Source organism: Roseovarius nubinhibens ISM (assembly GCF_000152625.1).
Taxonomy (GTDB): domain Bacteria; phylum Pseudomonadota; class Alphaproteobacteria; order Rhodobacterales; family Rhodobacteraceae; genus Roseovarius; species Roseovarius nubinhibens.
Genome location: NZ_CH724156.1, coordinates 856,992 through 880,305, shown reverse-complemented (window position 1 = coordinate 880,305; position 23,314 = coordinate 856,992). Strand labels below are relative to the sequence as shown.

Sequence of the window (23,314 nt, the reverse complement as noted above, 5' to 3'; positions counted from 1 at the left end):
ATGAAACACTGGCTGGCACGCGCTGTCTTTTGTCTCGCCCTGCCGGGGGCGGCCCTGGCCGATGTGGCCGATCTTGATGGGGCGGTGGACGGGCATATCCTGCCCGGCTTTCGCGCGCTGAGCCAGAGCACCGGGGCCTTGGCCCGCACGGCGCAGGATCATTGCGCGCCCGAGGATGCGGCCCTGCGACAGGCCTATGGGCAGGCCTTTGACGATTGGATCAAGGTGAGCCATCTGCGTTTTGGCCCGTCCGAGGAGGAGGGCCGCGCCTTTGCGCTGGCCTATTGGCCCGATCCGCGCAGCAAGACGCCCAAGGCGCTCGGGCAGCTGATGGCCGAGGCGGATCCGGTGGCGGAAAACGCCGCGCGCTATGCCGATGTGTCGATCGCGGCGCGTGGGTTCTATGCGCTGGAATATCTACTCTATGATCCCGAGTTCAGCGGGGATCTGCCCGCCCCACAGGCGGGCTATCGCTGTCAGCTGATACAGGCCGTGACGGCGGATATGGCGGCGACGGCGGCGGTGATCTGGCAGGGCTGGGACGGGGACTATGCCGCGCGGCTGCGGGCGCCGGGCGAGAATGACACCTACCGCACAGAGGCCGAGGCGGCGCAGCAGCTCTTTACCGCGCTTTCGGGCGGGCTCGAGTTCACCTCGGCGATGCGGCTCGGGCGACCGATGGGCACGTTCGACCGGCCAAGGCCGCAGCGTGCCGAGGCGCGCCGGTCGGGGCGGTCGCTGCGCCATGTGGTGCTGTCGCTGGAGGCGATGCGCGAGCTGACCGGGTATCTCGCGGCAGGCGCGCCCGATGTGGCGCAGGGGCTGGATGCGGCGTTCGCCAAGGCGCTGGCGGAGGCCGAGGCGCTCGATGATCCGATCTTTGCCGAGGTCGCCACACCGCAGGGGCGGCTTCATGTCGAAGTGCTGCAGCAGGCGGTGGAGGAAATCCGGCACAGCCTTGCCGAAGACCTTGGTCCGCGTCTCGGCATTGCGGCGGGCTTTAACGCGCTGGATGGCGACTGATGCGCGGGCGGCGGCGGTTTCTCGGCGGTCTTCTGGCGGCGGGGGCTTTGCCAGCGACGGGTTGGGCCGAGCTAGGCAGTCCTGAGTTCCTCGCGGCGGCGCGGCGTGCCTCGGGTGACTATGCGCTCTTTGGCCTGAGCGGCGCAGGGGCGGCATTGTTCCAGCTGCCCTTGCCGGGGCGCGGCCATGCGGCGGCTGCCCATCCGAGCCGCGCGCTGGCGGTGGCCTTTGCGCGCAGGCCGGGGCGGTTTGCGCTGGTGATCGATTGTCAGAGCGGCAAATCCCTGGCCGAGCTGTCGGCCCCCGAGGGACGGCATTTCAGCGGTCATGGCGCGTTTTCCCGTGATGGCGATCTCTTGTTCACCGGTGAAAACGCCTATGATGAGGGGCGCGGCATGATCGGCGTCTGGGACATGCGCGAGGGGCTGCGCAGGGTGGCGGAATTTGCCTCGGGCGGGGTCGGGCCGCATGATCTGCGGCTGATGCCGGATGGGGCGAGCCTGGTGGTGGCGAATGGCGGGATCGAGACCCATCCCGACGCCGGGCGGGCCAAGCTCAACCTCGCGACGATGCGCCCCAATCTGAGCTATCTGTCGCTCTCTGGTGACTTGCTGGAACAGCACGAGCCGCCAGCCGAGTGGCATCAGCTCTCGACCCGCCATTTGGCGCTGCGCCCCGATGGGCTGGTGGCGCTGGCCTGTCAGTGGCAGGGCGATATGGCCGATGTGCCGCCGCTCTTGGTGCTGCACCGACGCGGCGAGGCGCTGCAATTCTGTCAGGACGATGAGGACCGGATGACAGAGCGGCGGATGCGCGGCTATGCGGGCAGCGTGGCGATCTCGGCCTCGGGCGAAGAGATCGCGATCACCGGGCCGCGCGGCGGTCTGGCGCTTGTGTTCGACACCAGTGGGCGGCGCGTGGCCGAGATCACGGAGCCGGATATCTGTGGCACGGCAGCGGGGCGTCAGGGGCTGGTCTTCACCACCGGCACGGGCCGGGTGATCGGCGCGGCGGCCACGGCCCTGCCCATGTTGCATCCGGTCAACTGGGACAATCACCTCGTGGCGATTGCCCCGGTCTAGGCCGCGTCAATAGTCCTTTTCAAAGAAGATCCCGATGCCGGTGTCGCCATCGGTTCCGGCACTGCCGCGCAGGGTGATCGTCTTGCTCACATCGTAGTTGAGATTGATCTCTTGCGTGCCATCGCTGGCGGCGCTGACCTCGGAATAGACCTTGTCCGAGATATAGGTGCCGGCGGTCACTTCGGTTTCGCCCTCGGAATTCGTGGTCACGTCGAGATTGGCAAACCCCAAAGATTCCCGCAGCTTGCCCACGACCCCGCCACCGCCACGCCCGGCAAGGGTGGCCACCGCACTGGCGAGTTGCGCCGCCTGAAAGGCCGAGATGGAATCGATGCCGCGCCCAAAGATGAGCCGCGCGATGACCTCGTCCTGCGGCAGGTCGGGATCGGAGGTGAAGGTGATCTCGGGATCGCTCGCCTCGCCCTCGACGCGGATGCGCACGGTCACGTCATCCTCGGCCTCGGTTTCTGCGACAAAGCGCAGGTAGGGATCGAAGGAGCCCTGCAGCGACACGCGCCCCTCGGTCAGGTCGAGCCGCTTGGTCAGAATGTCGAGACGCCCGCGCAGCAGCTCGAAATAGCCGCTGGGGATGACATCCGACGTGGTGCCACGAAGGCGCAGCCGCCCGCCCAGTTCGGCATCAAGCCCACGTCCGCGCACAAAGATGCGGTTGGGCGCGTTGATCAACAGATCAAGCGGATAGGCCGGACCGCTCGCGCCGCTGCCGCTGCTGGTGCCATCATTGTTCAGCCCGGCGCGTCTGAGCGTGGTGTGCACGGCGGCGGGGGCGCCCACGTGGTTGATTGGCGGCAGGTCGGCAAAGCTCAGCCCGCCGGAGGAGGGCACGCGCAGCTCGGTCTCGCCGAGGTTGATCTGACCGCCGATGCGTGCGCCGCCGGTGAGCGGGCCGTCGATGGTGACCCGGCCATTGACCGTGGTGGCAAAGAGGTCCGGATCCTGCACGCCGAGCCCGGCGAGATCAATCTGTATCGCGGCGGGGTAGGGCGCGCGCAGGGTGATCGGGCCGCCGATCCGGAAATTGCCGCCGGTGCCGAGCGTGCCAGAGATATCGGGTGTCGCCTGCCCGCCGCTGAGCCGGACCACGCCGCCGATATTCTCCACCGCGCGGCCCAGGGTCGGCAGCGCCAGCCGCGCCTGTTGCAGCCGCGCCTCGCCGGAGACGGAATTGAGCGCGGGCGGGCCTGCGACGCGCAGGTCAAAGGCGACCATCCCGGCCAGAGATCGCGGCGCGATAAAGCTGTTGGCGAGGGCGAGCGGGGCAGAGCCCGTCGCCCGGATGTCGAGCCGTTCGCCATGGTTGATGACATCGCCCGTGATCGTCGCGTTGATGTTGTTGGGGCCTTGCGCGGCGATGTCGAGCCGCATCCGCTGACCGGTCTCGTCCAGCACCGCAATCGTGCCGCGGGCCGTGGCAGGGCCGTTGAAGCCGGGCGCAAGCAGGCCGAGATCGCTCAGCCGCACCGACAGGCTAATCGGTTGGCCGGGGCCGTTGCCAGAGGCGTTGGCGTCGAGCCGCGCGGTGTCGAGGCGCAGATATTGCAGATCGGGGGCCTGACCCTTGGCATAGCTGCCCGCGCCGGTCAGGGAAATGTCGCCAGCCACCAGCCGGTCCAGCTCGGCCATGCCGGTGCGCACGGCCCGGCCCTCCATGTCGATGCTGGCACTGAGCGCGCTTGCGTCGAGCTTGCCCTTGCCTTCCGCGTCGAGCGTGACCTGTCCGGCGATGGGCCGCCCCACCAGCCCGGCAAAGCGCGACAGGTCGGCGGCGTCGAGCGACAGGGCACCCTCAAAGGGCCGGCCCGGTTCCGAGAGGAATGCCTCGCCCTCGGCCGCGATTTTGGCACCGCTGCCCTCGGCCTCGAGCGCCAGAATGCGCAGCGCGCCGCCCTTTTCCCAAGTCACCGCAGAGGCGAGCGTGCCTTCGCCCGAGAGCTTTGGATCGAACTGCGACAGCTCAGCGGCATGGGCGCTGAGCGTGATCTGGGCGCTCTCGCTGCTGATGAGCCCGGTGCCATTGGCCTTGAGCGCGTCGCTGTCTAGCGACAGATCGCGCAAGGACAGCACATCGGTGTCGCGGCGGGCCGAGATATAGAGCTGGGTCACCGGGGCGAGCGCCGCATCAAGCCGTGGCTCGCCAATGGCAAGCCCCGCCGTCGTCGTGTTCAGGGTCAGGTCAAACGTGCCGAGCGGCAGATCGGCCAGCCCCGGAATGTCGCGCGAGGTGCCGAGGGCGTCTGCCCCGGCAAGTTCGACCCGGCCATCGAGCCGGGCGCGGGCCTGACCCGCTAGCGGGCGCTTGGCGAGGGTCGCAAAGCGCGACAGGTCCTCGACCGTGGCATCGAGTTTCGCATTGAGCGGCAGTGCCTTGTCTTGCAGGTCGAGCGTACCCGCCCCCGCAACCCTCGCCCCGGCGGCCTCCAGCGTCATGTTTTCAAAGCGCAGCGGGCGGCCGGCCTTCCACGCCAGATCGCCGGTGAAACTGGCCGGGCCACTGAGGCTCGGTTCGGTCAGCGACAGCTCTTCGAGACGGGCGGTGACGGCGATTTCGCCCGCTTCGGCGTCGAGCGCGCCTTCGGCTCGGGCCGACAGCACCTCGTTTTCGATCCGGAGCTGATCGAGAACGGTGCCGTGCTGGGTCCGGTACATGTCCACCAGAACACGCGACGGGGGTGCGATTAGCGGATCGGCGCGGCTGTCGCCGATGCCAAGCCCATCGGTGTTCGCGACCAGCGCGATATCGAACACACCGCCCAAAAGCTTGGCCGAGGCAGCGAGATCGGCCTCGAGCCGCCCGGTGAGGGGGCGGTCGGCGAGGGCGGCAAAACGGCTGAAATCCGGGGCGATGAGGCGGGCATGACCGGCCACGGGATAGCCGGAGGCAAGCCCGTCGATACTGCCGTACCCGGTGACCGCGACATCGCCTGCACGCAGGTCAAAACCGGTGACCGTGACGGGCAGCTTGGGCTGCCATGTCAGGGCGGCGGTGCCACTGAGATTGTCGCCTGCGGCCTGGGCCAGCGCCGGGTCGCTCAGCGCGAGACCGGAGAGGGCCAGCGCAAGATCGGCCGTGACCTGCTCAAGACTGCCGTCGCGGGTGATCTTGCCGGTGCCGGTAATCTCTGCATCGGCGAGGGAGAGATCGGGCCGGTCGAGCCCTTTGAGCGTCACCGCCGCGCGCCAATCTTCGCTGCTTGCGGCGTCGAAATCCGCCGTGAGCGTGGCGCGTTGCAGCGTGGTGACAGGGCCAGAGCCCGGCAGGCGCACCGCCTCGGGCGTGTCGCCCGCGTTCCCCAGCCGCCCGGTGAGGGCAAAGCTCTGCGGCCAGCCGTCGGCGTCGAGCCGCAGATTGCCATCGAGCTGCACCGCTGCCGCGTCGATCATGAGCCGGTCGAGCGTCAGCCGCTTGTCGGCATGTTTGATCCCGGCGATGTCGAGCTTGGCGGTCTCGCCAAAAAACGCGTGAAACTCGGGCGCGAAAAGCGGTCGCATATCGCCCTGCAGCAGGGCGGTGAACTGATAATCGGCGGCGGCACCTTCGGCCTCGGGGTTGAGCGCGGCAATGCCGATGGCCCCCGACACGCGGGGCGTGCCGTCAGTGGCCAGCGTCACCCGCGCCTCGTAATCCGACAGCGGGGCTTCGCCGCTGACACTCAGCTGAATTTCGGGCTGGCCGGGGATCTTGAGCAGCTTGGAGACAAGCCCGCCTTCGGCCTCGTCAATGGCAAGTTCGAGCGCCAGCACCCGGCTTTCCTGTTGGAAAGAGGCCGCAAAGTCGAACTTGTCGTTGCGATCCAGGCGGCGAATTTCGAGCTCTGCTTTGCCCTCGCCCTCGGTCAGGCTCAGGCTGCCGCTGGCCGAGAGCTGGGCAGGTTCGCCGATCACAGGTTTCTCGAGCGTGATCTTGTCGATGCGCACCTGTCCGATTTCGACCGACACGGGTAGGTCGGGCAGGGCGAAATCGGTGGCCTCGGCATCTTGTGTCGTCACGCCGCCCTCCGAGATGGGCGGGCGGGCGATGATGAGCTCTTCTGCGGTCAATTCCTGCACCGACAACCGCCCCGACAGGAGCGCGCTGCGCGACCACAGCAGCGAGGCATCGCGCAGGGTGAGCCAGACGCCCTCCTCATCCGAGATGGTCAGCTCTTGCAGCGTGGCATTGGACGACAGAGCGCCGCGAAAGCCGGTGACGCGCACCTCGCGGCCCGCACCGGAGAGCGAGTCCTGGATCAGCTCTTCGAGATAGGTTTTGTCATCTTCGGGCACGGGGTCGCTGGTGCTCGCCGGGGCGCTTTCCTCCTGGGCCAGCAGGGGGGCGGGCGTCAGCCCGAGACAGGCGATGAGCGAAAGAAGGGCGAGCGCGCGCATCAGAAGGCCTGCCCGATGCCGATGTAGAGTTCAAAGGACTTGCCCGCGTCATCGTCGAGCGGGGTGGCCACATCGACCCGGATCGGACCAATGCCGGTGTCATAGCGCAGCCCGAGCCCCGCGCCGGAATGCCAATCGCCGGTGCCGCCGCCAAAGGCATCGCGCCCGACATAGCCGGTGTCGGCAAAGCCCACGAGGTCGATCTTGCGGGCCACGGCGGCGCGAATTTCGGCGGAAAAGGCCATGAAGGAGCGCCCGCCAATGCGGTTGCCGCCGCCGAGATCCACGGCGAGCGATTGATAGCCCTGACCGCGCACCGTGCCCGCGCCGCCGGAGTAAAACAGCATGTCCGCCGGCACATCTTCGAGATCGGCGCCGGTCACCGTGCCAAGCTGCGCACGTCCGGCGAGCACGATATCTTCGTCGCGGCCCAAGGCGAAATAGCTCCGCGTGTCCGAGTAAATCCGCGCCCCGCCGCCGGACTCGTTCAGCCCGAGGAAGGGCGTCACTTCAAGCCCGAGATAGACGCCGCGTGTCGCATCGAGCGGGTCGTTGCGATTGTCGAAGGTGAGCTTGCCGGGGAAAAGGAGATGCTGGCGCGTGCGGTTGCCGAGATCATCCTCGATCTCGGAATATTGATAGGCCACGCCCAATTCGCCGGTCAGGTTGTCGTTGAAAATATGGCTGAGCCCGGTGCCGATGCGCAGGCTGCTTTCGTTGTAATCGGGCTCGTCGAGTTCCTGCAGGCGGAAATCGAAGTAATGCGAGGTGTCCGGGGTAAAGATCGCGGGCCGGTCGAGACGGGCCGAAAGGATATAATCGATGCCATCGGTGTCGCCGCCAATGCCGCTGACCTCGCCGTCGATCCGCAGCCGTTCGGCACCGCCCCAGAGGTTGCGATGCAGCCAGAAGGTGCTCAGCGTGATGCCTTCGAGCGACGAGAGTTCGGCGCCAAAGCCAAACCGCCGGGGCTTGGTGTCGGTGACTTCGACCGTCACGGGCAGGGTGTTGCCGGGGCCGATCTCATCGGCTTCGTTGAGCACGACAGAGCGGAACGCCCCGGTGCGGCGCAGCCTGTCCGCCGCGTCCTTCATCTCTTCGGGGGAATAGATCTCGCCCTCTGGCAGGCCCGCGATGGCGACGATCCTCTCGCTGCGCACGCGGCTTTCGCCCTCGTGGATCAGCGGGCCAAAGCGCAGCCGCGGCCCCGGTGTGAGACCGATATCGACGTTGAGCCTGCGGTCGGGGTGATAGGCGGTGACCGACTGACCGGCGACATCGACCTTGGCATGGCCCTGATTGCGCCAGCCTTCGATCCCGGCGCGGGCGGCGGCGGGGACGAGCCCGCTATTCGCGGGCTTGTTGGGGGCAAAGCCTTCGGGGATCTCGGTGCCGGCGGCGAGCGGCGCGACACGGGCGGTGCCAAAGGTGAACCTCGGCCCCGGCGTCACGTGATAATCGATGCGATTGATGGTGCGCGGCGTCGAGAGCGGATCGATCTCATCGGCTTCGCGGCCATTCACGCGGATGCTCACCGTGCCGCCGTAAAACCCCCGCTCATAGAGCGCGCCGACAAGACGCGCGTAATCGGCACGGGCGGCGGCCATGTAATCCTGATTGGTGCTGGCGTCCTTGTCCCTGAGATCGCTGGTGAGCGTGGCGCTCTTAAGATATTCGGCGAAATCGCGGTCCTGACCGGAGACCTTGAACCCAAGTTCGACAGCAAAAGCAAAGCTGCCCGTCACCGACAGCAGCCCGGCCAACAGCGCCGGCTTGATACGTTTTGATTCGAACACTAGCAACGTCCCCCGATCCGCTTTTATTTCATCGCAGCCCCTGCCCGACTACAAGAGATCGTGATCTCTCCGTTCGGCGAAATTTGGCCGTAGCGGTTTTCCCGGCAACGCGCGGGGCCGCGAATTTGTTCCCAGTCTATGTCAGGCATGAGGGCAAAAAAACAGGCGCAATCATGCGCCTGTCCAGGTTCAGGGAGATAAAATCAGAGGTCAGGAGGCGGTGAACATGTCGCCAAACTCGTCGCGCAGGATGTTCTTTTGCACCTTGCCCATGGTGTTGCGGGGCAGTTCGTCGCGCAGGATGAGCTTGCGCGGATGTTTGAACCGGGCGAGCGCCTGAGACACCGCGGCCATCATGGCGTCGAGATCGGGCGTGGAGCCTTTCTCGGGGACGATGATGCCCAGCACGGTTTCGCCGAAATCCGGATGCGGCACGCCGATCACCGCGCTTTCGAGAACGCCGGGCTGTTCGTCGAGGACGAGTTCGATCTCTTTGGGGTAGATGTTATAGCCGCCCGAAATGATCAGGTCCTTGTTGCGGCCAACGATATGGACATAGCCATCCTCGTCGATCTTGCCCAGATCGCCGGTGATGAAAAACCCATCTTCTCGCAGCTCGGCGGCGGTTTTCTCGGGCATCTGCCAATAGCCCTTGAAGACATTGGGGCCGCGCACTTCGATCTGGCCAACCTCGCCATCTGGCAGGGTTTTTCCGCTGTCCGGGTCCGTCACCTTGAGCTCGACCCCCGGCAAGGGGAAGCCCACGGTGCCGGCGCGGCGGTCGCCGTCGTAGGGGTTTGAGGTGTTCATATTGGTTTCGGTCATGCCGTAGCGTTCGAGGATGCGGTGGCCGGTGCGGGTCTCGAACTGGACATGGGTTTCCGCCAGAAGCGGGGCCGAGCCGGAGATGAAAAGCCGCATGTGTTTGGTCAGCTCACCGGTAAAGCGGGCATCGTCCAGAAGCCTTGTATAGAAGGTCGGAACGCCCATCATCGCGGTCGCCTTGGGCATCCAGGCGATCATGTCGTCGAGGTCGAATTTGGGCAAAAAGATCATCGCGCCGCCGGCCAGAAGCGTCACATTGCTCGCCACAAAGAGGCCGTGGGTGTGAAAGATCGGCAGCGCATGGAGCAAAATATCCGCGTCGGTAAAGCGCCAGTATTGCGTCAGTGTTACGGCGTTGGACAAAAGGTTGGCTTGGGTGAGCATCGCGCCCTTGGATCGGCCTGTCGTGCCGGAGGTATAGAGGAAGGCCGCGAGATCCTCGTCAGAGCGGGCGACGGTGTCAAAGCTCTCGGGCTGATCCGACGCGCGGTCGCTGAGGCTGCCGCTGCCATCGGCGTTGAGCGTGACCACCTGCGCCCCGAGCTTGGCCGCGACCGGGGCGAGCGTCGCCTCGGATTTGGCGTCGCAGACGATGAGCGCGGCACCGCTGTTGTCAATGAAATAGGTCAGCTCGTCGACGGTATAGGCGGTGTTGAGCGGCAAGAAGACGAGACCCGCCTGCACGCAAGCCCCGTAGAGCGCCAGTGCCTCGGGCGATTTGGCGATCTGGGCCGCGACACGGTCGCCGGGCTTGAGCCCGAGGGCGGTCATGGCATGGGCGATCTGGGCCACTTTGGCGAGAAAGGCGCTATGGGTCAGGACCGTGCCGTCGGGCAGATGCAAAAACGGCGTGTCCTTGCCCGCATGGGCCCCAAAAAGCCGGTCGTAAAGAGGATTGGCCATACGCGTTACCTTTCTTTCTTGGCGGTGGGCAGGGCGGTTTTCGCGAGGGATTTCACCTCTGCCGTGGCCATGACCGATTTGGTCGTGGCGAATTTTTCGTGGTTCTGTTCGACTTTATCGAGGTCGTATAGATAGTTGACCATGGCGCCGCCAGACTGGCTTTGGCCCTTGGGCGAGGTGTCGGCACCGGCATGCACCGCGTGGACAATCGCGCCATTTCCAAGGTGGAACCGGGCCACCGGATCAAAGGGCAGATCGCCGCGCCCCTTGGCCGAGAGCAGGTAATGCGCGGCGAACGCCTGCATCTGTTCCGGCGTGGCCTTTTTGTGGTCGATCTTTTCGCGGTCGAGCCATGTGGTCAGGCCGGGGATCGGCGACAGGGTCACGAAGGTCTTGAGCCCGTCGAGTTCCGCCGCGAGATCGGCGGCCACCTGTTTGATCAGCGAATTGCCAAAGGAAATGCTGGCAAGCCCCGCCTGACAGTTGGAGATCGAATAGAAGACCGCCGTATCCGCGCGCGAGGCGGGCATGGCGGCGCGGTCTTCGGCAAGCAGCGCCTGCACCGAGGAGGGGATGCCCTGGGTCAGGGCCACTTCGACGAAAATCAGCGGCTCGTCGGGCATGGCCGGGTGGAAGAAGGCGAAACAGCGCCGGTCGGCCGGTTGCAGGCGGCGGCGCAGATCGTCCCAGCTGTCGATGGCATGGACCGCCTCATAGGCGATGATCTTTTCGAGAATATGCGCAGGACTGCCCCAGTTGATCGGGCGCAGCACCAGAAATCCGCGATTGAACCAGGAGGCAAAGAGATGACGGAAGTCGAGATCGAGCGCCTCGAGCTCGGGCGTGCCCCGCCCGAGCCGCAGGAGATCGGCGCGCATATCGACCAGCGCCTCGGTCGCGCCGGGGACGCGGTTGAGCCTGCGGATCAACTCCTGCCGCCGCGGTTCGGCGGCGGTCATGAAGTTGCGATAGCTGGCCTTTGAGGGTTCGCGCTCATAGGCGTCGAGCGTGCTGCGCACCTGTTCGGGGTCGATGTTCATCTCGGTGGCGAGATGGTGAAAGAACCCGAGCTTGGCCTCGTCATCGAGCGCGGCATAGCCGTTCAGGATGTCTTCGGCCATGGCGAGGCCCGAGGTCTCGCCGGTGCTGCCCACCAGATCGCGGGTCAGATCGGCCAGCGGTCGGGTGGCCTTGCGCCCCGTGTCCGGCTGCCGGTAGCGGCGTTCGAACACGGTCGAGAGAAGATCGGCCAGCAAGGTCATACCGCGGTCCCCATCACCACATCGGGCAGCCATGTCGCGAGCCCCGGGAAGAGGCAGAGCAAGATGATCGCCAGCACCATGCAGGCCACGAAGGGCAGCGAGCCGGTGAGGATCGTCTTGAGCGAGATGTCCGGCGCGATGCCGTTGATCACATAGAGGTTGAGGCCGACGGGCGGCGAGATCAGGCCGATTTCCATGTTGATGGTCAGCACCACGGCGAACCAGATCGGATCGAACCCGGCGGTCAGGATGATCGGCAGCAGGATCGGAGCGGCCATCAGGATCACCGCGACGGGCGGCAGGAAGAACCCGGCGATCAGCAGGAAGATGTTGATGCAGAGCATCAGAACCCAGCGGTTGACCTCGAGCGTGCCGATCCATTCGGCGATGGACTGGGTGATGAAGAGCGAGCTCAGCATATAGGAGAAGACACCGGCGGCGGCGATGATGAAGAGGATCATCACGCTTTCCTTGGTGCTGTCACGCAGCACGACCCAGATCGCGCCGGGATGCCAGAGCTTGTAGATCACCATGGCGATGACGAGGCAGAGCAGGGCGCCGACGGCGGCGGTCTCGGACGGCGTGGCGATGCCGCCATACATGGCATAGAGCACGCCGAGGATGATCGCGAGGAAGGGCAAGACGCGCGGCAGGATCTCAAAGCGTTCCTTCCAAGTGTAGCTGCCCGCGTTGAGCACCGCCGCATCGCCCGAGCGCCATGTCGAATAGAGCGACCAGGCCATGAAGAGCCCGACCAAGAGGAAGCCGGGGATGACACCTGCGAGGAACAGCCGCCCGATCGAGGTCTCGGTGGCGATGCCGTAGACGATCATGGTGACCGAGGGCGGGATCAGGATGCCCAGCGTGCCACCGGCGGCGATGGAGCCGGCGGCGACGCCGTCGGGGTAGCCGCGTTTGCGCATTTCGGGGATGCCCATCTTGCCGATGGCGGCGCAGGTGGCGGGGCTCGAGCCGGACATGGCGGCGAAGAGCGCGCAGGCGCCGAGGTTGGAGATGACCAGCCCGCCGGGGATCCGGGTGAGCCAGCGTTCGAGCGCCTCGTAGAGGTCGGCGCCGGCCCGGGTAGAGGCGATCGAGGCCCCCATGATGATGAACATCGGGATCGATAGAAGGGCGAAATCGTCGAGCTTGCCAAAGAGGATTTCGGGCATCAGTTCGAGCGAGCGCATGCCGTCAAAGACGATCAGGAACCCGGCCGACACGATGAGCAGACCCATGGCGACAGAGACGCCGGAGAAGAGGACGAGGATGGTGGCGAGGGCAACAATCCCTCCGAGTACAAGCGGATCCATGATCAGTTCTCCAGACCGAAGGGGGTGTCGATGCGCAGCAGGAGTGCGACGAAATCAGCGATGAGCTGTAGCAGCAGAAGGCCAAAGCCTATGGGCATGGAAAGGTAGGGAATCCAAAGTCTTACGCCCCAGACCGTGTCGGATTTCCAGCCCCGTTCATAGGCGAAGTGCCAGTAGTCATAGCCGTACCAGAACATCACGGCGATGATACTGATCGACAGCACTTGGGTCAGCACGGCGAGCGCGAAGCGGGCGCGGGGCGCGAGGCTCAGCGGGATGAGATCGACATTCACATGGCCGCGCAGGCGCTGGACATAGGGCAGGCCGATGAGGGTGGCGCTGATCACCAGATAGATCACCGCTTCGGTCTGCCAGACGGTCGAGCCGTTGAGGACGAAGCGGATGACGATCATCTGACAGGTGATCGCCACGGCGGCGACGATGGCCCCGGCTGCGTACCAGCCGGCGAGGGTGGAAAGGGCCGCGACGGCCTTGAGGAAGGTGTTGTTGCCCGTATTGGCAGCAGCGGCAGAGCTTTGTCCGGCCATGATCGCCTCCTTGAATTTTGAGTGCGGGTGAGGGCGCGCCGGAGGTGGCGCTGCGCCTCAAATGAGGGGTCGGTGACGCGTCGGTATTGCGTCGGTAAAACGACAGTGTGGATTTCGGGGCGGCGCGGGCCGCCCCGAGGCCGCGATCATTCGACCGCGAGCGCCTTGTCGAGCAGGTCCTGACCGTCGGCCACCTCTTCGAGGAAGGCCTTGTAGGAGGTCTCTTTGGCCAGCTCGCGCCAGGCGTCGAAATCCTCGGAGGTCATTTCGGCAATCTCGACACCGGCTTCGCGGAACACGTCGACCGAGGCCGCGTCTTCTTTCTTGGCCTCTTCGAGGTAGAAGGCCTCGGCCTTTTCAGAGGCGGCGAGAAGCGCCTGCTGCTGGGCTTCGGTCAGACCGTCGAAGGTCGATTTGTTCATCAGCAGCGGCTGATACATGAACCAGAGCGCCACATCGCCCGCGGGCGTATAGCATTTGACCTGTTCGTAGATGCGGTAGCTCACGAAGGACGAGGACGAGGTGTTGGCCGCGTCGAGCACGCCGGTCTGCATGGCGTTGTAGATTTCCGACGAGGCCATCGAGGCGATGGAGGCGCCAGCGCCTGCGAGCATCTGTTCAAAGGCCTTGCCGGCGGCGCGGGTTTGCAGCCCTTCGACATCGGCGGGTTTGGTGATGCATTTGTCCTTGCCGGCGAAACCGCCCGCGAGATAGCCGTGCACCAGAACCATCACGTCATCTTCGGCCATCTTGGCCTCGAGCGCCTCCATGAAGGGCGAGTCGCTCAGCCGGGCGGCGTGATCGTGGTTCTTCACAAGGCCGGGCATCAGGGTGAGGTTATAGGCGGGTTGCTGACCGCCGGCATAGCTCAGCGGCAACACGGTCATGTCGAGCTGACCCCGGCTCAGCGGTTTGTACTGCTCGCGCGGCTTGAACAGCGATTTCGAGCCGAAGATCTTGATCTCGAGATCGACATCCGCGGCGGCGACCTCATCGGCGACGATCTGCGCGACCTTGTGACGGATGTCTTCGTTGGACCACTGATGCGACAGGCGCAGTTCGGTGGCATGGGCAAAGCTCGCCGAGACGGCGAGCGAGGCGGCGGCCAAGGTGGCCTTCCAGGTGACTGACATTGTTTTCCTCCCTTATCGAACGACAGGCATCTGCCCGGCGCGTGCCGTAGGGTAAGAGCATAATGTTTTTCAAGTCAACTTTTTTGTATACAAAACTATACAGATTGCTTTTCAGTTCCGGGGATCGTAAACTCGATGCCATGGAACAGCGTCGCGCCGACAATATTGCAGAAGCTCTGGAAGAGCGCATCTTTAACGGGACCTATCCCAATGGGGAGCGGCTCGACGAGGTGCGATTGGCCGAGCAGTTCGGCGTCTCGCGCACGCCGCTGCGTGAGGCATTTCAACGGCTTGCCCTGTCGGGGCTGGTCGAGCTCATCCCGCGTCGCGGGGCGTTTGTGCGCCAGCCCGGGCCGATCGAGCTCATGGAGATGTTCGAGGTCATGTCCGAGCTCGAAGCGATCTGTGGGCGGCTCGCGGCGCGGCGGATCACGGAAGAGGCGCTGGCCGAGCTGCGCGATGCCAACAGCAAGTGCAAGGCCGCCGTGGCGGCGAATGACACGGATCGCTACTACACCGAGAACGAGCGATTCCATCGGGTGATCTATCGCCAGTCGGGCAATGGGTTTCTCGAACAGGAGGCGGCCAAGCTGCACAAGCGGCTCAAACCGTTTCGGCGGCAGCAGCTGCGGTTTCGCGGTCGGATGGGGCAGTCGATGGCCGAGCATGAGGCGATTGTCGCGGCGCTGTCGGCGGGGGATTCGGACCGGGCGGGGCAGGTGTTGCGCGACCATGTGGCGGTGCAGGGCGAGAAGTTCCATCACCTCATGGCGAGCCTGAAGAGCGCCGCCGAGTAGCGGGCGGGCCATTCACCATCACATCAGAGGTTAGCCGCGCCGCGTCACCGGGGCCACCGAGGCGCGTTCGACAATCGCCCCATCGAGGCGCACCGGGCCGAGCGGTGTGCCATTGTCGAGGTGGTCCATCAATTGCGTGCCGACCTCGGCCCCCATCCGCGTGGCGGGCAGGTTGATCGTGGTCAGCGCCGGTGCGGTTTCCCCCGACCAGTCGAGATTGTCGAAGCCCATGACCGAGACATCCTCGGGGACGCGCAGCCCGGCCTCGGAGAGGGCAAAGAGCGCGCCGAGCGCCAGAACGTCGGAAAAGCAGAAGATCGCGCTCGGCCTGTTGGCGGATTGCAGCAGGGCGCGGGTGGCGGCTTTGCCCCCGGCGACATCGAGCGAGGTTTCGTGGAAATCGAGTGTCAGCCCGTCGCGCTGGGCGGCCTGGGCCCCGGCCTGACGGTCGCGGGTCCGGTCGCTTTCGGTCAGGGGGCCGTGCAGCACGGCGATATGGTGGTGGCCGTGACCGGTGAGATAGTCCATCGCGGCGCGGGCGAGGGCGGTGTTGTCATAGCCGATGGAGGGGGCGGCGGAGGCGGGCTGCCAGATCGAGCTATAGACATGGGGCACGCCGCGCTGGGTGAAAAGATCGAGCAGATCGGGGTGGTGATCGGCGCCGCTCAGGATAAACGCCTCGGCCCCCATGCCGAGCAGTTTCTGCGCGGCGGCGAGTTCTTCGTCGAGATCGCCATGGGAGATGGCGATGACGAGGGAATAGCCGCGCTGGGCGAGGCTATGTTCGATGCTCGCGATATATTTCGCAAAGATCGAGTGTTCGATGGTCGGGATGATCGCCGCCACGGTTTTCGAGCGGCTGGTCGAGAGCGCGCGGGCCGCCGGGTTGGGCAGGTAGTTCAGCTGTTTGCAGGCAGCGAGCACCTTGTCGCGGGTATTGGGCGAGACGTTCTTGCCGCCATTCATGACGCGCGACACCGTGGCGATGGACAGGCCCGTTGCCTTGGCCACATCGCGGATCTTTCCCACTGGTCTCGTCATCACTGCCTCATCCCTCGTACAGGCCCTTGATACCGCGCTGAAAACCCGATGTGCAAGGCCGATGGTTTTTATCATAGCTATGTCTTGCGCTTATGTAACCGGTTAGAATTATCTTGACGGATCAAATTGTAACCGGTTACAAAATTTGGAATCGGCGCCGGAAAGCAGAGCGTCACGGAGGTATGAGAATGATTGGCACAGAGTTGTCAGACCCGCTGGCGCGCCGGCGGTACCAGGGGCTTAAATCCTCGCGCCCGATGGCGGTGGATGTGCGCTGGGGCGAGGCGGGGCGGATTTCGGTGCGTGCCGGGTCGATCCTGTCGATCACCAATGTCGACGGCGGCGGGGTGGCCTGGGTCACGACGCTCGGGCCTGAGGCGCGGCAGTTTTCGGCCGCGGCGCTCGATCTTGGGGCGGCGGCGGAGGTGACCCTCGATCCCGAGAGCTTTGACGCGCGGGAGATGGCGGGGCTGGCGGCGTCGCGGGACAGCAGTCTCGAGGGCGCGACGGGCTGCAAGATTTTCGATGCCGAGACCGAGGCGGGCGAGCTTTTCGTGACCAAGGTTCTCGAGGATGCGACGCTCTTTGTGATCGCGCCGGTGAGCCGGGAGTTTCTCAGCGTAGGCGGCGGCGGTCGCTTCGCGGTTCGGGTGCAGCCGCCGGCGGGGGGCAGCAGTGACGTGATCCTGCCCGATCCGCTGGGCAAGGTGGTGGATGAATGGCGGGTGAGCCGGGGTACGGCGCTCGCCTATGAGCTCAAGCGCGGGCAGTTCGTGCAGGTCATCGATGTCGAGGGCCAGCAATGTTCGGATTTCATGGCGATGCGGGCCTCGTCGCTCGATGCGGGGGTCGAGCGGTTCATCGACAGCACCGTGTCGCGGACCATGGCGCGCAATGCCTATCCGTCGCCCGGTCTGCATGACAAATTCTTTGATCAGGACATTCGCCCGCTGTTGTCGGTGCGCCAGGACACGGTCGGGCGGCATGACACGTTTGCGCTCGCCTGTACGGCGCGGGGCTATGAGGAGCGCGGCTTTCCCGGGCATCTCAACTGTTCCGACAATATCAGCGCGGCCTTTGATCCCTATGGCATTCAGGCGCGCAAGGCCTGGCCCGCGATCAATTTCTTCTTCAACTCCTGGATCGATCAGGCCGACCACCGGATCGCCAGCGACGAGGCGTGGTCGCGGCCGGGCGATCACGTGGTGATGGAGGCGCTGACCGATCTGGTCTGTGTTTCGACCGCCTGTCCCGATGACGTCGACCCGATCAACGGCTGGAACCCCACAGATATTCATGTCCGCATCTACGAGGAGGACAGTTCGATTACACATTCCGTTTCATGGCGGGCCAATCCCGAGGATGCCGAACAGCTGACCCGGCATTCGGCGTTTCACCCGCGCACCTCCAAGCTTACCACGTCGTTCCACGTGGCGCGGAGCCTTTGGATGCCGGTGCATTTCGATGCCACCGGCACGGTCGAGGAATATTGGGCCTGTAAGAAGGCCGCGACCATTCAGGACATGTCGGGGCTGCGCAAGTTCGACGTGGTCGGGCCGGATGCCGTCGAGCTCTTGCAGCATTGCATGACGCGTGACGTCGCCAAGCTATCGCAGCATCGCGGCTTTTACGCGCTGATGTGCGACGCGCGGGGCAGTGTTCTCGATGACGGGACCTTGTTCCGGCTCGAGGATACCGCGTTCCGCTGGTGCTGTGGCTCGGACAATTCGGCGCTGCATCTGCGGGAGCAGGCCGAGGCGCTGGGCCTCGATGTGCGGGTGTTGTCGTTGGGCGACCGGGTGCAGAACCTTGCCATTCAGGGGCCGAAGTCGCGCGATATTCTGCGCGAAGTGGTGTTCACCCAGCCGTCGCGTCCGGCGCTCGACAATCTCAAGTGGTTCGGCTTCACCGTGGCGCGGCTGCATGACCGGGATGGCCCGATGTTCATGCTGTGCCGCACCGGGTTCACCGGTGAGCTCGGCTACGAGATTTTCTGTGATCGCAATGACGCGGTGGAGATCTGGGACGGTCTGATGGCGGCGGGCGAAAAGCACGGGCTGACCCCGATGGGCAGTGCCGCGCTCGATCCGCTGCGGCTCGAGGCCGGGCTGATGATCGCGGGGGCCGAGTTTGGCCCGGACAGCGATGCGATGGAATCCGGTCTGGGCTTTGCGGTGGATTTCAAGAAACCCGCCTTTATCGGCCGCGAGGCGCTGGAGCGGAATGCCACGGCACCGCGCCGCAAGCTCGTCGGGCTCAAGTTCACCGGGATGGAGGCGCCGCATCATGGCGATCCGATCTTTGTGGGCCGCGAACAGGTCGGCGTGGTCACCAGCGGGGCCATGTCGCATGAGCTGGGCCATGCGATTGCCATGGCGCGGGTCGCGATTGAATGCGCCGAGACCGGCGGCACGCTGGAGGTGGGGCGACTGGACGGGCATATGAAACGGCTGCCCGCCACGGTGGTGGACCTGCCCTTTATCGATCCCAAGAGAGAGAAGGCGAGGGCATGAGCACAGAACCCAAACGGAATGTCGTCGTCACGCGCAACGTCTGGAAAATCTTTGGCCCGCGCGCCGAAGAGGCCATGGCGGCGGTGCGCCGGGACAACCTGAGCAAGGCGGAGGTTCTCGAAGAGTTTCAGGCCGTGGTCGGCGTGCGGGACGTGTCGATCGAAGTCGGCGAAGGCGAGGTGTTTTGCATCATGGGCCTGTCGGGGTCCGGCAAATCGACGCTGGTGCGCCATATCAACCGGCTCATCGAGCCGACCGGCGGCGAGATCCTGATCAACGGGGTCGATGTGAACGGGCTCGGGGCCGAGGATCTTCGGGCGATGCGGGCCGACAAGATCGGCATGGTGTTTCAGAACATGGCGCTGTTGCCGCATCGCACGGTCCGCGACAACATCGCCTTTGCCCTCGAGCTGCGCAACGTGGATGCCTTCACCCGTGCCGAGCTGGCCGATCGGGTGATCGAGCTGGTGAGCCTGCAGGGCTATGGCGACCGGTTGCCGGGCGATCTGTCGGGCGGGATGCAGCAGCGTGTGGGTCTGGCCCGGGCGATGGCGGCCGATCCTGATATCCTGCTGATGGACGAGCCTTTTTCGGCGCTCGATCCGCTGATCCGGCGCGGGCTTCAGGATGAGTTCCTGGCGCTGTCGAAGACGATGAAGAAGACCACGCTGTTCATCACCCATGACCTTGATGAGGCCATTCGCATGGGGTCGCGGATCGCGATCATGAAGGATGGCGAGATCGTGCAGACCGGTACGCCGGAAGAGATCGTGACCCAGCCCGCCGATGATTATGTGGCGGATTTCGTGGCCGGGATTTCCAAGCTCAAGCTGATCTTTGCCCATTCGGTGATGCGCCCGGTGGAGGCCTATGAGCAGGGCGGTCGCAAGCTGCCGCCCATCGATCAATGTCCGCAGGCCGATCCCGAGGATGACCTCGATGCGCTGGTGGGCCGGGTGGTCGGTCAGGACAACCCGATCGTCATCATGAGCGACAACAAACCGGTGGGGGTGGTCACCAAGGACGCCCTTCTCCGCGGCATTCAGGGAGAGGTGTGAGACCATGAGCAGCGACACCGATATTCGCAAACCATTCCTCGATTTCGCGGGCCACAACGGCAGCTATTACGCCGATGTGTTTCTGAAGATCCAAAAGGCCACGCTTGGCCGGGGCCATGTCAATGTGACCGCCATGATCGGCAGTTTCGTCTGGGCGGCGCTGCGCGGCAATTGGGGGCTCTTCGTTATAGGCTTTGTCATCGATCTGATCACCGCGGTGAACCTTGCGCTGGTCTATAAATATTCGAATGCGGCGGTTGAGAATGCCGACAAGGCCTATCTCGTGGCGCGCTATGAAGGCTGGTCGCAGACCCATCTCATCGGGGCGATTGTCACCTTTGTGCTGGGGCGCATCCTGTTCGGATGGCTGGCCGACCGGTTCTATGCCAAGCAATATGAGAAATGGCGCACCGATCACAGCGTCAACAACGGCGTCGAGATGCGGCGGCTCGTGCTCGGGCTGCTGGTGGTGGCGTTGATCGCGCCCTTGCTGCTCTATCGCACGACGCAGTTCGCGCCGGATGAGCGGACCTGCATCAAGCAGGATCGGGCGCTGGCCGAAGGCGAAGCGGTGCCGTTCAAGGATCGGTTCGACTGTTTCGTGATCGGCGAGTTTCCGACCTTTATCTGGATCGACCGGCCGGACGAGATCAGCTATCCGCGCGACGACAATGGCGAGCGGGTGATCAAGCGCACCGCGCCGAGCGCCGATGCGCCGCCCGTCAGCCTCAACACCTATGTGTCGCAGAGCATCGATGACGGGATCAGCTATCTCACGGTGTTCTACGGGTTCCTCTTTGACGGCATTACCAATGTGCTGCGCGGCATGCTCGGGGCGATCACCTCGGTCTTTGTCGGCACGCCCTGGCCGATCACCATGGCGGTGCTGCTCTTCGTGGCCTATCGGACGGCGGGGCCGCGCACCGCGATCTTTGTCGGCGCGTCGCTCGCCTATCTCGCGCTCTTTGGCTTCTGGCAGACGGCGATGGACACGATGTCGCTTGTCGTGGCGGCCTCGATCATCTGTGTGGTCTTTGGTCTGCCGCTCGGCATCTGGGTGAGCAAGTCGCGGCGCGGCAAGGCGATCATCACGCCGATCCTCGACGTAATGCAGACGATCCCGAGCTTTGTCTATCTGCTGCCGGCGATTGCGTTCTTTTCCATCGGCAAGCCGCCCGGCATTCTCGCCACGGTGATCTTTGCGATGCCGCCGATGGTGCGTCTTACGGCGCTGGGCATCCTGCAGGTGCCGGAGAATACCAAGGAGGCGGCGCTCGCCTTTGGGGCCAACCCGCGGCAATTGCTGACCAAGGTGGAGCTGCCGCTGGCGATGCCGTCGATCATGACCGGGATCAACCAGGTGGTGATGATGAGCCTCTCGATGGTCGTGGTGGCGGCGCTGATCGGCGCGGGCGGCATGGGCTATATCGTGACCGAGGCGCTGGAGAATACCGAGACCGGGCGCGGTGTGCTCGCGGGGATCGGGATCGCATTGCTGGCGATGATGATCGACCGGGTGGTGCAGAAGGCCAATACGCAAAACTAATAACGACCAAACGTGCCGTCCCGGAGGGGGGCGGCACAACCAACAGGAAAGGGAAAACACCAATGAAAAAGATGACACATATGCTGGCGGGCGCGATGCTCTTGTCCTCGGGGGCGAGCGTGATGGCGGCCGAGGATGCCACGGTCGCGATTGGCGATCTCACCTGGACCGGGGCGCAGGCCATCGGCCATGTGATCCAGGCGGTGATCGAAGGGCCGCTCGGGTCGGAGGCGAAGATCGTGGCCGGTCTGTCCGACGGGTCGATCATCGCGGCGGGGATGGACAAGGGCGATGGCTCGGCCGATGTCTATACCGATCTGTGGATGCCGAACCGGCAGGCGCTCTGGGATGAGTTCATCGACGGCGCGCAGACGGTGGGCCACAATTCGCCCTATCTCGGCACGCAGAAGATGTATGTGCCCTCCTATATGGCCGATCGGATCACCTCGATGGAGGATCTGAAGGACCCCGAGATTGCCGCGATGTTCGACAAGGACGGCAATGGCAAGGGCGAGTATTGGGCCGGGGATGCGGGCTGGAAATCGACGCGCATGTGGCAGGTCAAGTTCAAGAGCTATGGTCTGTCCGAGCTCTGGGAGCCCGAGGTTCTGCCGGATGCGACCTTCAAGGCGCAGCTCAAGACCGCGGTGCAACGCGAACAGCCGATCATGTTCTACTACTGGACGCCGGAATGGGTGCATGCCGCCTATGACCTGACCGCGATCGAGGAACCGGCGCGGACCGAGGGCTGTGAGGATGTCGATCTCGACAAGGAAGATTGGCTCGAGGCGTCGAGCTTTGCCTGTGCGAGCAAGGATGCCGAGATTTTCGTGGCCTATTCCAAGTCGCTCGAGACCCGCAACCCGCCGGTGGCCAAGTTCCTGAGCCAGATGCAGCTCGACCCGGCAGTGGTCAATGGCTGGATCCTCAAGATCGGCCGTGACAAGCTCGACCCGCGTGACGTGGCCGAGGAATGGGTGGCCGAGAACATGGATGTGGTCAACGAGTGGATCAAGTAAGCTGATCCAGCGCTGATCCAACGCACATCAGGACGCCCCGCCGGGATCGATCCCCCGGCGGGGCGTTGTCATGTCTGGGGTTTGGCGCGTGCCCGCAAGAGCGCGATCAGTGCGGCGTCGCGTTCGGCCTCGAGCGTGGCGATGTCGCGCCCGGCGCAGGCGGTGGCGACGCCGGCGATGAGCGTGTCCTTGATCTCCGGGCTGAGGCGCGGCGTGCCGAGATCCTGCCAGCGGCGTTCCTGGCTCGGGCCGAGATGGTCGAGATAGCCGGCGATGCCGCCCGCGCCGCCGCCGAGATGATAGGCCATATGCGCGCCCAGTACCGACCAGCGCAGCCCCGGCCCGTGCATCAGCGCGCGGTCCACCGCTTCGACATCGGCGATGCCCTCGGCGACGATATGCACCGCCTCGCGCCAGAGGGCGGAGGCGAGCCGATTGGCGATATGGCCGGTGGCGGGAATGTTGAGCCGGACCGGGACGCGACCGGCGGCGCGGTAGAGCGCCTCGGCCCGGTCGAGCCGCGCCGGGTCGGGGCCGTAGAGTTCCACCAGCGGCACGAGATGCGGCGGGTTGAACGGGTGCGCGGTGATGAGCCGCTGCGGATCGGTGAGACCGGGGGCGAGATCGTCCCAGGTCAGCGAGGAGGTCGACGAGGCGAGGATGGCCTCGGGCGGGGCCAGGGTTTCGATCTCGGCATAGAGCGCATGTTTGACCGGGATGCTTTCCGGCGCGTTTTCCTGGATGAGCGCGGGTTCGCGCAGGGCAGCGGCGATGTCGCTTACGAAGTGAATGTCGCCGCGTGGGCCGTGACCGTCGAGCTCGGTCAGATCGGCGCGCGGTTTGGCGAGCCGGTCCGGCGCCGTCTTGAGCGTCTCGGGCTGGGGATCCCAGAGCGTCACCCGCGCGCCGTGATGGGCAAAGAGCGCGGCCCAGCCGATGCCGATCAGACCGGCGCCGAGGATGGTGATGGGGAGATGGTCGAGATCAGCGGTCATGGGGGCTCCTGCCGGTTCAAGCTTCGCGTTCTTCGAATTCATCCTGCGAAAACTTTTGTTTTTCAAATGATGCG

General features: G+C 64.9%; 16 protein-coding genes. 7 read left to right on the top strand and 9 right to left on the bottom strand.

All coding sequences use genetic code 11. From position 1 onward, the window contains the following. A complete protein-coding gene (locus ISM_RS04305) occupies nucleotides 1-1,023 on the top strand; it encodes an imelysin family protein (RefSeq protein ID WP_009812895.1) in 1,023 nt (340 codons plus the stop codon). Beyond that, a complete protein-coding gene (locus tag ISM_RS04300; protein ID WP_009812894.1) occupies nucleotides 1,023-2,105 on the top strand; it encodes a DUF1513 domain-containing protein in 1,083 nt (360 codons plus the stop codon). Before ISM_RS04305 ends, ISM_RS04300 begins: the two co-directional genes overlap by 1 nt. A gap of 6 nt (nucleotides 2,106-2,111) precedes the next feature. Here the strand turns inward: ISM_RS04300 and ISM_RS04295 are convergent, their stop codons facing one another. The 7 genes from ISM_RS04295 to dctP form a co-directional block, all read right to left on the bottom strand. After that, the gene (locus ISM_RS04295) at nucleotides 2,112-6,491 is read right to left on the bottom strand and encodes a translocation/assembly module TamB domain-containing protein (RefSeq protein WP_009812893.1); all 4,380 of its coding nucleotides are present in this window, start codon (nucleotides 6,489-6,491) and stop codon (nucleotides 2,112-2,114) included. Further along, complete coding sequence (locus ISM_RS04290) at nucleotides 6,491-8,287, bottom strand: autotransporter assembly complex protein TamA (protein WP_009812892.1); 1,797 nt, start codon at nucleotides 8,285-8,287, stop codon at nucleotides 6,491-6,493. The genes ISM_RS04295 and ISM_RS04290 overlap by 1 nt, the downstream gene beginning before the upstream one ends. A 210-nt stretch (nucleotides 8,288-8,497) precedes the next feature. Next, nucleotides 8,498-10,015, bottom strand: coding sequence for a malonate--CoA ligase (locus ISM_RS04285; RefSeq protein ID WP_009812891.1), 1,518 nt, complete (start codon nucleotides 10,013-10,015; stop codon nucleotides 8,498-8,500). A 5-nt stretch (nucleotides 10,016-10,020) separates the two neighbouring features. After that, complete coding sequence (locus ISM_RS04280) at nucleotides 10,021-11,277, bottom strand: malonyl-CoA decarboxylase (protein WP_009812890.1); 1,257 nt, start codon at nucleotides 11,275-11,277, stop codon at nucleotides 10,021-10,023. Continuing rightward, a complete protein-coding gene (locus ISM_RS04275) occupies nucleotides 11,274-12,590 on the bottom strand; it encodes a TRAP transporter large permease (protein WP_040617845.1) in 1,317 nt (438 codons plus the stop codon). Before ISM_RS04275 ends, ISM_RS04280 begins: the two co-directional genes overlap by 4 nt. 2 nt (nucleotides 12,591-12,592) lie before the next feature. Then, nucleotides 12,593-13,138, bottom strand: a complete 546-nt coding sequence (locus tag ISM_RS04270; RefSeq protein ID WP_009812888.1) for a TRAP transporter small permease — start codon at nucleotides 13,136-13,138, stop codon at nucleotides 12,593-12,595. Nucleotides 13,139-13,284: 146 nt separating this feature from the next. Further along, nucleotides 13,285-14,271, bottom strand: coding sequence for a TRAP transporter substrate-binding protein DctP (dctP, locus tag ISM_RS04265; RefSeq protein ID WP_009812887.1), 987 nt, complete (start codon nucleotides 14,269-14,271; stop codon nucleotides 13,285-13,287). Nucleotides 14,272-14,411: 140 nt separating this feature from the next. On the opposite strand from dctP, the gene ISM_RS04260 reads away from it, so the two are divergent. Continuing rightward, entirely contained in the window at nucleotides 14,412-15,068 is a 657-nt protein-coding gene (locus ISM_RS04260; protein WP_009812886.1) for a GntR family transcriptional regulator, read from the top strand. A 30-nt stretch (nucleotides 15,069-15,098) separates the two neighbouring features. On the opposite strand, the gene ISM_RS04255 is transcribed toward ISM_RS04260, so the two are convergent. Continuing rightward, nucleotides 15,099-16,109, bottom strand: coding sequence for a LacI family DNA-binding transcriptional regulator (locus tag ISM_RS04255; RefSeq protein WP_009812885.1), 1,011 nt, complete (start codon nucleotides 16,107-16,109; stop codon nucleotides 15,099-15,101). 188 nt (nucleotides 16,110-16,297) lie between these two features. Between ISM_RS04255 and ISM_RS04250 the strand changes: the two genes are divergently transcribed. The 4 genes from ISM_RS04250 (at nucleotide 16,298) to ISM_RS04235 (ending at nucleotide 22,245) form a co-directional block, all read left to right on the top strand. Beyond that, entirely contained in the window at nucleotides 16,298-18,622 is a 2,325-nt protein-coding gene (locus ISM_RS04250) for a DUF1989 domain-containing protein (protein WP_009812884.1), read from the top strand. Continuing rightward, complete coding sequence (locus tag ISM_RS04245; protein ID WP_009812883.1) at nucleotides 18,619-19,680, top strand: quaternary amine ABC transporter ATP-binding protein; 1,062 nt, start codon at nucleotides 18,619-18,621, stop codon at nucleotides 19,678-19,680. The genes ISM_RS04250 and ISM_RS04245 overlap by 4 nt, the downstream gene beginning before the upstream one ends. Nucleotides 19,681-19,684: 4 nt before the next feature. Beyond that, nucleotides 19,685-21,226, top strand: a complete 1,542-nt coding sequence (locus tag ISM_RS17665; protein ID WP_009812882.1) for an ABC transporter permease — start codon at nucleotides 19,685-19,687, stop codon at nucleotides 21,224-21,226. 62 nt (nucleotides 21,227-21,288) lie between these two features. Next, nucleotides 21,289-22,245: an ABC transporter substrate-binding protein gene (locus ISM_RS04235; RefSeq protein WP_009812881.1), complete on the top strand. Its 957-nt coding sequence runs from the start codon at nucleotides 21,289-21,291 to the stop codon at nucleotides 22,243-22,245. Between the two features lie 68 nt (nucleotides 22,246-22,313). Here the strand turns inward: ISM_RS04235 and ISM_RS04230 are convergent, their stop codons facing one another. Beyond that, a complete protein-coding gene (locus ISM_RS04230) occupies nucleotides 22,314-23,240 on the bottom strand; it encodes a 3-hydroxyacyl-CoA dehydrogenase family protein (protein ID WP_009812880.1) in 927 nt (308 codons plus the stop codon). Between the last annotated feature and the right edge of the window lie 74 nt (nucleotides 23,241-23,314).

Coding starts and splice junctions, on each gene's coding strand:
- ISM_RS04305 (WP_009812895.1), top strand. CDS start 1: ATGAAACACTGGCTGGCACGCGCTGTCTTTTGTCTCGCCCTGCCGGGG.
- ISM_RS04300 (WP_009812894.1), top strand. CDS start 1,023: ATGCGCGGGCGGCGGCGGTTTCTCGGCGGTCTTCTGGCGGCGGGGGCT.
- ISM_RS04295 (WP_009812893.1), bottom strand. CDS start 6,491: ATGCGCGCGCTCGCCCTTCTTTCGCTCATCGCCTGTCTCGGGCTGACG.
- ISM_RS04285 (WP_009812891.1), bottom strand. CDS start 10,015: ATGGCCAATCCTCTTTACGACCGGCTTTTTGGGGCCCATGCGGGCAAG.
- ISM_RS04280 (WP_009812890.1), bottom strand. CDS start 11,277: ATGACCTTGCTGGCCGATCTTCTCTCGACCGTGTTCGAACGCCGCTAC.
- ISM_RS04275 (WP_040617845.1), bottom strand. CDS start 12,590: ATGGATCCGCTTGTACTCGGAGGGATTGTTGCCCTCGCCACCATCCTC.
- ISM_RS04270 (WP_009812888.1), bottom strand. CDS start 13,138: ATGGCCGGACAAAGCTCTGCCGCTGCTGCCAATACGGGCAACAACACC.
- dctP (WP_009812887.1), bottom strand. CDS start 14,271: ATGTCAGTCACCTGGAAGGCCACCTTGGCCGCCGCCTCGCTCGCCGTC.
- ISM_RS04260 (WP_009812886.1), top strand. CDS start 14,412: ATGGAACAGCGTCGCGCCGACAATATTGCAGAAGCTCTGGAAGAGCGC.
- ISM_RS04255 (WP_009812885.1), bottom strand. CDS start 16,109: ATGACGAGACCAGTGGGAAAGATCCGCGATGTGGCCAAGGCAACGGGC.
- ISM_RS04250 (WP_009812884.1), top strand. CDS start 16,298: ATGATTGGCACAGAGTTGTCAGACCCGCTGGCGCGCCGGCGGTACCAG.
- ISM_RS04245 (WP_009812883.1), top strand. CDS start 18,619: ATGAGCACAGAACCCAAACGGAATGTCGTCGTCACGCGCAACGTCTGG.
- ISM_RS17665 (WP_009812882.1), top strand. CDS start 19,685: ATGAGCAGCGACACCGATATTCGCAAACCATTCCTCGATTTCGCGGGC.
- ISM_RS04235 (WP_009812881.1), top strand. CDS start 21,289: ATGAAAAAGATGACACATATGCTGGCGGGCGCGATGCTCTTGTCCTCG.
- ISM_RS04230 (WP_009812880.1), bottom strand. CDS start 23,240: ATGACCGCTGATCTCGACCATCTCCCCATCACCATCCTCGGCGCCGGT.